Annotated in this window: 10 protein-coding genes; 2 read left to right on the top strand and 8 right to left on the bottom strand. The window is 34.5% G+C overall.

Annotated elements, in window-relative coordinates:
- The first annotated feature begins 16 nt into the window (after positions 1 to 16).
- A complete protein-coding gene (locus D6734_02365) occupies positions 17 to 430 on the top strand; it encodes an N-acetyltransferase (GenBank protein RMF97376.1) in 414 nt (137 codons plus the stop codon).
- Positions 431 to 442: 12 nt separating this feature from the next.
- Positions 443 to 1780: a TldD/PmbA family protein gene (locus D6734_02360; GenBank protein RMF97375.1), complete on the top strand. Its 1338-nt coding sequence runs from the start codon at positions 443 to 445 to the stop codon at positions 1778 to 1780.
- Positions 1781 to 1839: 59 nt separating this feature from the next.
- Here D6734_02360 and mtnA read toward each other — a convergent pair whose 3' ends face one another.
- The 8 genes from mtnA to D6734_02320 form a co-directional block, all read right to left on the bottom strand.
- A complete protein-coding gene (gene mtnA, locus D6734_02355) occupies positions 1840 to 2880 on the bottom strand; it encodes an S-methyl-5-thioribose-1-phosphate isomerase (GenBank protein ID RMF97374.1) in 1041 nt (346 codons plus the stop codon).
- On the bottom strand, positions 2877 to 3173 hold the full coding sequence (locus D6734_02350; GenBank protein ID RMF97373.1) for a DUF167 domain-containing protein: 297 nt from the start codon (positions 3171 to 3173) through the stop codon (positions 2877 to 2879). Before D6734_02350 ends, mtnA begins: the two co-directional genes overlap by 4 nt.
- A 21-nt stretch (positions 3174 to 3194) precedes the next feature.
- Positions 3195 to 3818, bottom strand: coding sequence for a septum formation protein Maf (maf, locus tag D6734_02345; GenBank protein ID RMF97372.1), 624 nt, complete (start codon positions 3816 to 3818; stop codon positions 3195 to 3197).
- Positions 3811 to 4443, bottom strand: coding sequence for a guanylate kinase (locus tag D6734_02340; protein ID RMF97371.1), 633 nt, complete (start codon positions 4441 to 4443; stop codon positions 3811 to 3813). The genes maf and D6734_02340 overlap by 8 nt, the downstream gene beginning before the upstream one ends.
- Positions 4415 to 4675, bottom strand: coding sequence for a DUF370 domain-containing protein (locus tag D6734_02335; GenBank protein RMF97370.1), 261 nt, complete (start codon positions 4673 to 4675; stop codon positions 4415 to 4417). The genes D6734_02340 and D6734_02335 overlap by 29 nt, the downstream gene beginning before the upstream one ends.
- Positions 4676 to 4684: 9 nt before the next feature.
- A complete protein-coding gene (locus D6734_02330) occupies positions 4685 to 5566 on the bottom strand; it encodes a YicC family protein (GenBank protein ID RMF97369.1) in 882 nt (293 codons plus the stop codon).
- Positions 5556 to 6857, bottom strand: a complete 1302-nt coding sequence (locus D6734_02325) for a UDP-glucose/GDP-mannose dehydrogenase family protein (GenBank protein ID RMF97368.1) — start codon at positions 6855 to 6857, stop codon at positions 5556 to 5558. Before D6734_02325 ends, D6734_02330 begins: the two co-directional genes overlap by 11 nt.
- A 90-nt stretch (positions 6858 to 6947) precedes the next feature.
- Positions 6948 to 8360 (bottom strand): undecaprenyl-phosphate glucose phosphotransferase, encoded by a 1413-nt coding sequence (locus D6734_02320; GenBank protein ID RMF97367.1) that lies wholly within the window; start codon positions 8358 to 8360, stop codon positions 6948 to 6950.
- Positions 8361 to 8372: the final 12 nt, after the last annotated feature.

Genomic DNA, 8372 nt, shown 5'->3' with positions numbered 1-8372 from the left:
GAATGACGCCGAGGCAATTCAAAGATTAGTGAATGAATATAGCGAAAAAGGTTTGATGATTAAAAAATCTCTTAGTGAGATATATGAAAATATCAGGGACTATTTTGTTGTTGAAAAAAAAGGGGCTATCATTGGGACATGCTGTCTTAAAATTTATTGGAAAAATCTTGCTGAAATCTGCTCACTTGCAATAACTAAAAGGGAAACAAAAAAAGGCATCGGCTCAATGCTTGTCAAATATACTATTAAAGAAGCAAAAAAAATGGGTATTTCTTCTCTTTTTGTTTTAACTTATGTTCCGGATTTTTTTAAATTGAATGGCTTTGAAAATATTGATAAATCTAAACTTCCACAAAAAGTTTGGGGTGAATGTATAAAATGTCACAAATTTCCTCAATGCGATGAAATTGCAATGATAAAAAAAATTTAGGTAACTGTTGAAATGGAAAAAATAGCAAAAAAGGTTTTAGAAAAAATAAAAAATATTAACAATCTACAAGCAGAGGTTTTTATCAATAGGACAAAAGGTCTCTCAATTGAAGTTGAAAAACAGGAAATAAAGGCATTTGAAAAGAGTGACGATTTAGGAATAGGACTCAGAATTTTTAAAGATGGCAAAATGGGATTTTCCTTCTGTTCAGGCACTTCTACAGATGCAATTGATTACATAATTGAAAATGCAATTAAAAGTCTCGATTATTCAACTTATGAATCCTCGAGAAGACTTCCTGAAAATAGGAATTATAACTATGCCCAATATGATAGAAATCCAGTTGATTTAGAAAGAGTAGATGTAAAAGAAAAAATAGAAGCAGCTAAAATAATCGAAAGCAGCGGTTTGAATGTTGATAAAAGAATCACAAAGACAAATAAAAGCTCATACAGAGAAAGCGAATTCGAGATTTATGTAAATAATACCAGTGGCATTTGTTATTTTCAACAAGGTACAATGTGCGGTTGCAGTGTTACATTCATTGCAGAAGAAAAAGGAGTGATGGAAAGCGGCTGGGAAATTGATTCAGGACGCTCCTTTGAAGAACTGAATTTTGAAGAAACAGGAAAAAAAGCCGCTAATAAAGCTTTGAGAATGATAGGTGCAAAACCCATTTCCACTGGTCTCTATCCTGTAATTTTAGATAACATTGTTGCAATGGAATTTCTTCAAATTCTTTCTTCATCATTATGTGCCGACCAAGTTCAAAAAGGCAAATCAATGTTTCATAATAAAATAGGTGAGCTTGTTGCTTCTGAAAACATAACACTTGAAGATAACGGATTTCATCCCGGAGCAATTACATATTTTCCTGCTGACTCAGAGGGTATTCCAGTCCAAGGCACAAAACTCATAGAAAAGGGAATTCTGAAAAATTTTCTATATGATACTTATACGGCAAACAAGGAAAATCGTGAATCCACAGGCAATGGTTTTAGGCCCTCTTACAAATCAACACCTTCTGTTGGAATATCAAATCTATTCATAACTGCAGAAGAAACAAAACCTTTTAATGAAATGGTTTCTTCGATATCAAAGGGACTGTATGTGACAGAAGCAATGGGCGTCCATACAGCTAATCCTGTAACAGGAGATTTTTCTTTCGGTGTCGAAGGAATGTTCATTGAAAATGGGAAAATATCCTTCCCGGTGCGCGGCGTTATGATAGCAGGTAATATTATCGAAATGATTAAACACATCGAGATGGTAGAAGACAGATTAAGATTTATCGGAAGAATTGGTGCACCTGCTATCAAGATTTCTTCATTATCAGTAAGCGGAAATTAACCCTTACCTCAATTCCGGAATTTATATCTTTTTTAGAGATTTTTTCCGCCAATCTTATTTTACTTCTCAAATGCTGATTTTATTGACCGTCTATATGGCTTTCTTAGCACACCCTTTTCAGTAATTATAGCCGACACATATTTTGAAGGTGTAACATCGAAAGCCGGATTTTTTGCTTTGACTCCTTTTGGTGCAATCTGTTTGCCTTGAATTTTCGTTACTTCTTCAAATTTTCTTTCTTCAATTGGAATTTCACTTCCATTTTTTATCTTCCTATCAATGGTCGATAGAGGTGCCGCTACATAGAAGGGAACTTTATGATGGTAGGCAAGAAGAGCAACATTATATGTGCCTATTTTATTTGCAACATCACCGTTTGCTGCAATCCTATCAGCACCAACAATAACTCTGTCTATAAGCCCCTGACTAAAAAGATAACCTGCCATATTGTCCGTAATCAATGTTACCGGAATCCTATCCTTCTTCAATTCCCATGCTGTCAACCGCGCGCCTTGCAAAAAAGGCCGTGTTTCATCGGCAATGACATTTATCTTTTTTCCCCTTTCCACCGCTGCTCTAATTACCCCCAAAGCTGTCCCATATCCGGCTGTCGCAAGTGCACCTGCATTACAATGAGTTAAAACAGTGTCTCCTGACTTAAAGAGTTTTTCTCCAAATTGTCCCATTTTCCTGTTTATTTCGATGTCTTCATTACAAATATCAATAGCTTCATTGATAATCTTCTTTACAAGCCCATATGTATCTTCATTCTGCGCATTTGAATCAATCAATTTCTTCATCCTTTCAAGAGCCCAAAAAAGATTAACAGCAGTAGGCCTTGTCTTTGATAACCGTTTGATATCTTTATAGACTTGCCTGCGAAATTCTTTGCTCTTTTTAGATTGATTCCTATATGCTGAAAGAGCGACTCCCATAGCCGCAGTTACACCTATAGCAGGCGCTCCTCTGACAATCATTGTCTCTATCGCTCTCGCCACTTGTTCAACGGATTTGCAGATTACATACTTCTCTTTTAATGGAAGCTTAGTCTGGTCAAGAAGTATTACAGCACCGTCTTTCCATACAACAGGTCTTATCATATTGTGTCTCCCTTTTTCTTTTTAGATTTAAGGAAATCATTAATTTTTTGCATTTTATCGTTTTCAATATCAAAAAACCTTACAATCTTATTCCTGCTCTTTGTTCCTCCAATAATTTCTATCTTACTTTTAGGAATTTTAAAATACTGAGCCAAAAGTTCTATACATGCCTTGTTCGCTTTGCCTTCGATAGGAGGCACATTTACTTTAACTTTTATTCCTCCTATTCCGTCACAAACAATTTCCTTCTTTGATGATTTCGGAATAACTTTAACTTTCAGAACTGTTTCCATAAATCTAACTAATTGCTATTCTTATTTCTTTATCATCTTTGATAATGAGGCAATCTTAATCAGGTTTATATCAAAGCATTCAAAGATTTTCTTTAATTTATAGAGAGGTAAACCAACAACATTAAAATAATCCCCATCGATTTTTCTTATGAATAAAGAAGCTATATCCTGTATGCCATAAGCACCTGCCTTATCAAGCGGCTCTAAGCTGTTAACATAATATTCAATCTCATCATCTGAAAGAGTATCCATATAAACTTCTGTAGAAACAATGTCGGTCTGAAATTTCGATGATTCAGTATCTAAAACACATAAACCAGTGTAGACGAAGTGACGATTGCCACAAAGTCTTTTCAACATCTCTTTTGCTTCGGTGGTGTCTGATGGTTTGCCTAACATAGAGTTTTTAAAATAAACAACTGTATCAGCAGCAATTATCAAGCTCGAAGGATACTTATTTGAAAGGGCATAAGCTTTCTCTTTTGCTATCCTTATTACGAAATCTTCACATCTTTCGTTTTTATACGGAGTCTCATCAATATCAGCAGAGTCATTTTTTACGGAAGGAACAAATTTTTTTAAAAGTTCAATTCTTCTCGGCGAGGATGATGCAAGTATGATTTTTTTCTTGAATAAGTCAGTCATTTAAAATCCTTGAGACACGACTTTTCTCAGCTTCAATAATCTTAATAATTTTCTTACCTGCCTCTCTTACATTATCATTTACAACCAAATAGTCATATCTGGATATTTGCGAAATTTCTTTCATAGCAAGACTAAATCTTTTTTCTATCTCAGCGTCTGAATCGCTTTTCCTTTTTTTAAGGCGCTTCTTTAACTCTTCAATAGTGGGAGGCATTATGAATATTGTCACAGCATTTCTAAAAATCTTTTTTATGCTTTTTGCTCCCTTTGTATCCAAATCCATAACAACATCATATCCCTTGGATAAAATTGACTGAATACTTTTTTTGGAAGTGCCATAATAATTTCCATAAACCTTTGCCCACTCAGCGAAGAATCCCTCTTTGCGAAGCCTTAAAAACTCCTCTTTTTTTATAAAGTGGTAATGCTTGCCGTTTTTTTCTCCTCTGCGTTTTTCTCTCGTTGTAAATGAAATTGAGTACTTCAAGTTTTTGTTAATAGAACAAAGATATTTTAATATTGTAGTCTTGCCTGAGCCAGAAGGAGCAGAAACTATAATAAGCAAGGGAATTTTTTTGGAAGCTAATCTGCTTGGACTAAATCTTTTTCTTTGATTCTTCACCATTGATTCTCTGTGAAATTGTTTCAGGATTGAGAGCACTCAAGATAATGTGTCCGCTATCCATAATGATTATAGCTCTTGTCTTTCTTCCCTGTGTAACATCAATTAATTTTCCGTTATTTTTTGACTCTTCTTTCATTCTTTTCATCGGATTGGAAAGAGGTGAAACAACGGCAACAATCCTTGAAGATACTACCATATTATTAAAACCGATATTTATCAGAAAATCATTCATAACCTTTTTTTATTCAATATTTTGTACTTGTTCCCTAACCTTTTCCAGTTCTCCCTTTATAAGCACTACATTCTCAGTTATTTCAGGTTTTATTGCCTTTGAACCAACCGTATTAATCTCTCTATGAATTTCCTGCAAATAAAACTCCAGTTTCTTCCCGCATTCATTGTCGCTTTTAATTATATCATTAAAGTTTTTGAGATGAATTTTGAGGCGTGAAATTTCTTCTGAAATATCACATTTATCTGCAGTTATTGCTACAAGCTCTGAAATCTTTTCATTATCTATCTCATTACCCATATTCAGCTTTTTCAATCTTTTTCGAAGCCTTTCCGCATATGCATTGGGCATAGAAGAAGCAAGTTTAGAAATATCTTTTAATCTTTTGCCAATTTCCTTCATTCTCATTTTTATATCTGCTGAAAGATGAGAGCCTTCTTTTCGGCGTGATTTCTTCAATCTTTCTATAGCCAATATTAATGCCTCTTGAGCATATTTTAACATTTGCTCATCTTCTTTTTCCCCTGCATCACTTATGAAATAATCAATATGGCTCGTTAAATCTGATACTGAAATATCCCCTTCAAGATTTAGCGTTTTTTTCAAAGCCTGTAATGTGGAATAAAAATTTTCGGCGCTTTGCAAATCAATTACAAATTTTCTTTTGCAAAGCTCTGTTGTTTTTACAGAAATAAAAATATCAAATCTGCCACGGGAGAAATTTTTTTTGAGAAGTGAAATTGCATCTTTTTCGAATGCTCGAAGAATATCCGGAGCTTTATAGGATGAAACTTCAAAGAAGCGGTGATTCAAAGACTTTAAAGATACATTGATTTGAAAAGTTTTTTTTTTGACGGATGCCTCACTATACCCTGTCATACTATTCGGCATTTTTTCTCCCTATGCTGTAATATTTGAATCCAAGCTGTTTCTTCCTATCCACATCATAGATATTTCTTCCGTCAAAAATAATTGGCTGCTTCATAACAGATTTGATTCTATCCATATTAAGCTGTTTAAATTCTCTCCATTCAGTCACAATCACTAAAGCATCACTGCCATCCGCAACTTCATATGAATTATTGCAGTAAGTAATCTGAGGAAAGACTTTTTTTGTATTTTCCATAGCTGCAGGGTCATAAGCTCGAATTGTTGCCTTTTCCTTGAGGAGGGAATCTATCAACTCAATGGATTTCGCTTCTCTGATATCGTCTGTATCAGGCTTAAAGGCAAGACCAAGTATACCTATAGTTTTTCCTTCAAAGGACTTAAGAACACTCTTCATTTTATTCAAAAAGAGAGGAACTCTTCTTTTGTTTTCTTTAACAGCTTCTTTCAATATTCCAAAATCTGTGCCATATTTTTCAGCAGTATAAATAAAAGAATCAACGTCTTTAGGAAAACATGAACCGCCATAGCCCAAACCCGGATCAAGGAAGCTTTTACCTATTCTTGAATCAAGTCCCATACCCTTGGCTACATCGATGACATTTGCACCGGTTTTTTCACAGAGGTTAGCAATAGAATTGATAAAAGATATTTTCAAAGCAAGAAATGAATTTGAGGCATATTTAATTGTTTCAGCGCTATAAACATCTGTGATAATCATTGGCCTTTCCAAAGTTGCATAAAGTTCAAGAAGCACCATTGCTACTTCCTTTGATGGAGCACCGATTACAATTCGATCAGGATATAATGTATCACTGATTGCAGAGCCCTCTCTTAAAAATTCAGGATTTGACACAACATCGAATTTCACATCCATCTTTTTGTTTTTTTCTACTATATTCCTTACGAGGTCACCTGTCCCTACTGGAACAGTTGATTTATTGACAATAACCTTGTACCCATTTATCGCTTCTGCTATTTCCCTAGCTGCTTCTTCAATATAAGATAGGTCCGTTTCTCCATTCTCTTTTGGAGGTGTGCCTACAGCTATAAATATTACTTCAGACTTTTGTACTCCTTCTTTAATACTCGTTGAAAAAAACAAACGCCCTTCCTTGCAATTCCTTATTACCATCTCTTCAAGGCCCGGCTCATAGATAGGCATTATGCCTTTTTTCAACTTCTCTATCTTTTCTTCAATTTTATCGACACAAATCACATCATTTCCTAAATCAGCAAATACTGCCCCTGTTACTAATCCTACATACCCTGTTCCGATTACGCAGATATTCATCCTAACCTCCGTTATATCAGATATTTAATCTTTAAATTTTTCTTTTATGCCAATATAAAAGGAAATTTAATAATCGAAAAAAGAAAAAAGTCAATAAGCGTTTTTGTTTATAAATCCCTTCCAGAGTGTCAACCACAATATTTTAAGGTCAAATGAAAGTGACCAATTTTCAAGATAATAAAGGTCATATTCAATTCTTTTCTCCAACGATGTATTGCCGCGCCATCCATTTACCTGTGCCCAACCTGTGCATCCTGCCTTAATTCTATGCCTTAACATATATTTAGGGATTGTTTTTTTAAATTCATTTACAAAAACAGGCCTTTCAGGCCTTGGACCCACTAAACTCATATCACCCTTAATAACATTAAAAAGTTGAGGTAATTCATCAAGGCTTAGGCGGCGGAGTATTCTGCCGAACTTTGTGGAACGTTTGTCATTGGGGACAGCCCAAACAGCCCCTGTTTCAGCTTCAGCATCCACTACCATAGTTCTAATTTTATAGACAATAAATCTTCTGCCGTCTAAACTCATTCTCTCCTGTTTATAAAAGATTGGTCTCCCTGAAGTAATAAAAGTAATTAAATAGATTATTGGCATAAGGGGGATAATTGTATGAAGTACAATTACGGCGACAATAGAAATCGAAAGATCAAGTAATCTCTTCAAAATACTATTCCATCCATAAAGGGGGCTTCTTGTAATATTTATGATTGGCAGGCCCATAAAATCCTCTACACCTGCATTCAAAGTAATAAACTGATATAGGTCAGGAATGATAATGACATCAACCATTTCATCCTTTAGAATTCCCATAACTCTGAGAAGGGTGTTGTAATCACTAAGAGGCAAGGCTATATATATCTGGTCAACTTTATGTTTTTTTAGGATATTGCTTATTTCATCTATAGTGCCAAGATACTTTTTTCTTATCTCAGGTGTATTTTTTCTTATTGTATCATCAACAAAGCCTTCAACACGAAAACCCATTTCAGGATGGCTGTTAATTTTTTCATAAAAGCTTTCGCCCGCCTCTCCCGTACCAATGATAACTATTCTGCGAATATTATATCCTTTCTTTCTAAAATACTTGAGTATCTTTCTGATAATTCCTCTTACAGTTGTCATAAGGAATACATTTACGAAAAAGAAGTAGACCATTACAACTCGTGAATAGGAATAGTTTCTGTAAAAAAAGGTGATAAAACCGGTGAGAATGATTATTGCAAGCGTTGATTTTACGATGCAAAAAAATTCATCAACATTTAAACTATGGCGGCGCGGGATATACAATTTAAAATACCTAAAGATACCGCCTGAAATTACAAGGATAAAGAGTAAGAGAAATACATAACCATCAAAGGGAGGAATCCCTTTTGTGACTGGAATTATTTTTATGTAATAAAAACGCAGATAATAAGCAAGCACCCAAGATACTGCAACAACAATCAGGTCAGAAAAAAATAGAATTGATAAAAATAGTTGGTTATGTTTTTTTAACATAGCAAATTATTT

This window comes from Candidatus Schekmanbacteria bacterium, assembly GCA_003695725.1.
Classification (GTDB): Bacteria; Schekmanbacteria; GWA2-38-11; order GWA2-38-11; family J061; genus J061.
Note: the sequence above shows the minus strand (reverse complement) of the source record. Positions and strands in the feature narration are given on the sequence as shown.

Excerpts from the sequence above, each read along its gene's own strand:
- D6734_02340 (RMF97371.1), bottom strand. The coding sequence starts at position 4,443 with ATGGTGAAGAATCAAAGAAAAAGATTTAGTCCAAGCAGATTAGCTTCC.
- mtnA (RMF97374.1), bottom strand. The coding sequence starts at position 2,880 with ATGATAAGACCTGTTGTATGGAAAGACGGTGCTGTAATACTTCTTGAC.
- D6734_02320 (RMF97367.1), bottom strand. The coding sequence starts at position 8,360 with ATGTTAAAAAAACATAACCAACTATTTTTATCAATTCTATTTTTTTCT.
- D6734_02350 (RMF97373.1), bottom strand. The coding sequence starts at position 3,173 with ATGGAAACAGTTCTGAAAGTTAAAGTTATTCCGAAATCATCAAAGAAG.
- D6734_02330 (RMF97369.1), bottom strand. The coding sequence starts at position 5,566 with ATGCCGAATAGTATGACAGGGTATAGTGAGGCATCCGTCAAAAAAAAA.
- D6734_02360 (RMF97375.1), top strand. The coding sequence starts at position 443 with ATGGAAAAAATAGCAAAAAAGGTTTTAGAAAAAATAAAAAATATTAAC.
- D6734_02325 (RMF97368.1), bottom strand. The coding sequence starts at position 6,857 with ATGAATATCTGCGTAATCGGAACAGGGTATGTAGGATTAGTAACAGGG.
- maf (RMF97372.1), bottom strand. The coding sequence starts at position 3,818 with ATGACTGACTTATTCAAGAAAAAAATCATACTTGCATCATCCTCGCCG.
- D6734_02335 (RMF97370.1), bottom strand. The coding sequence starts at position 4,675 with ATGAATGATTTTCTGATAAATATCGGTTTTAATAATATGGTAGTATCT.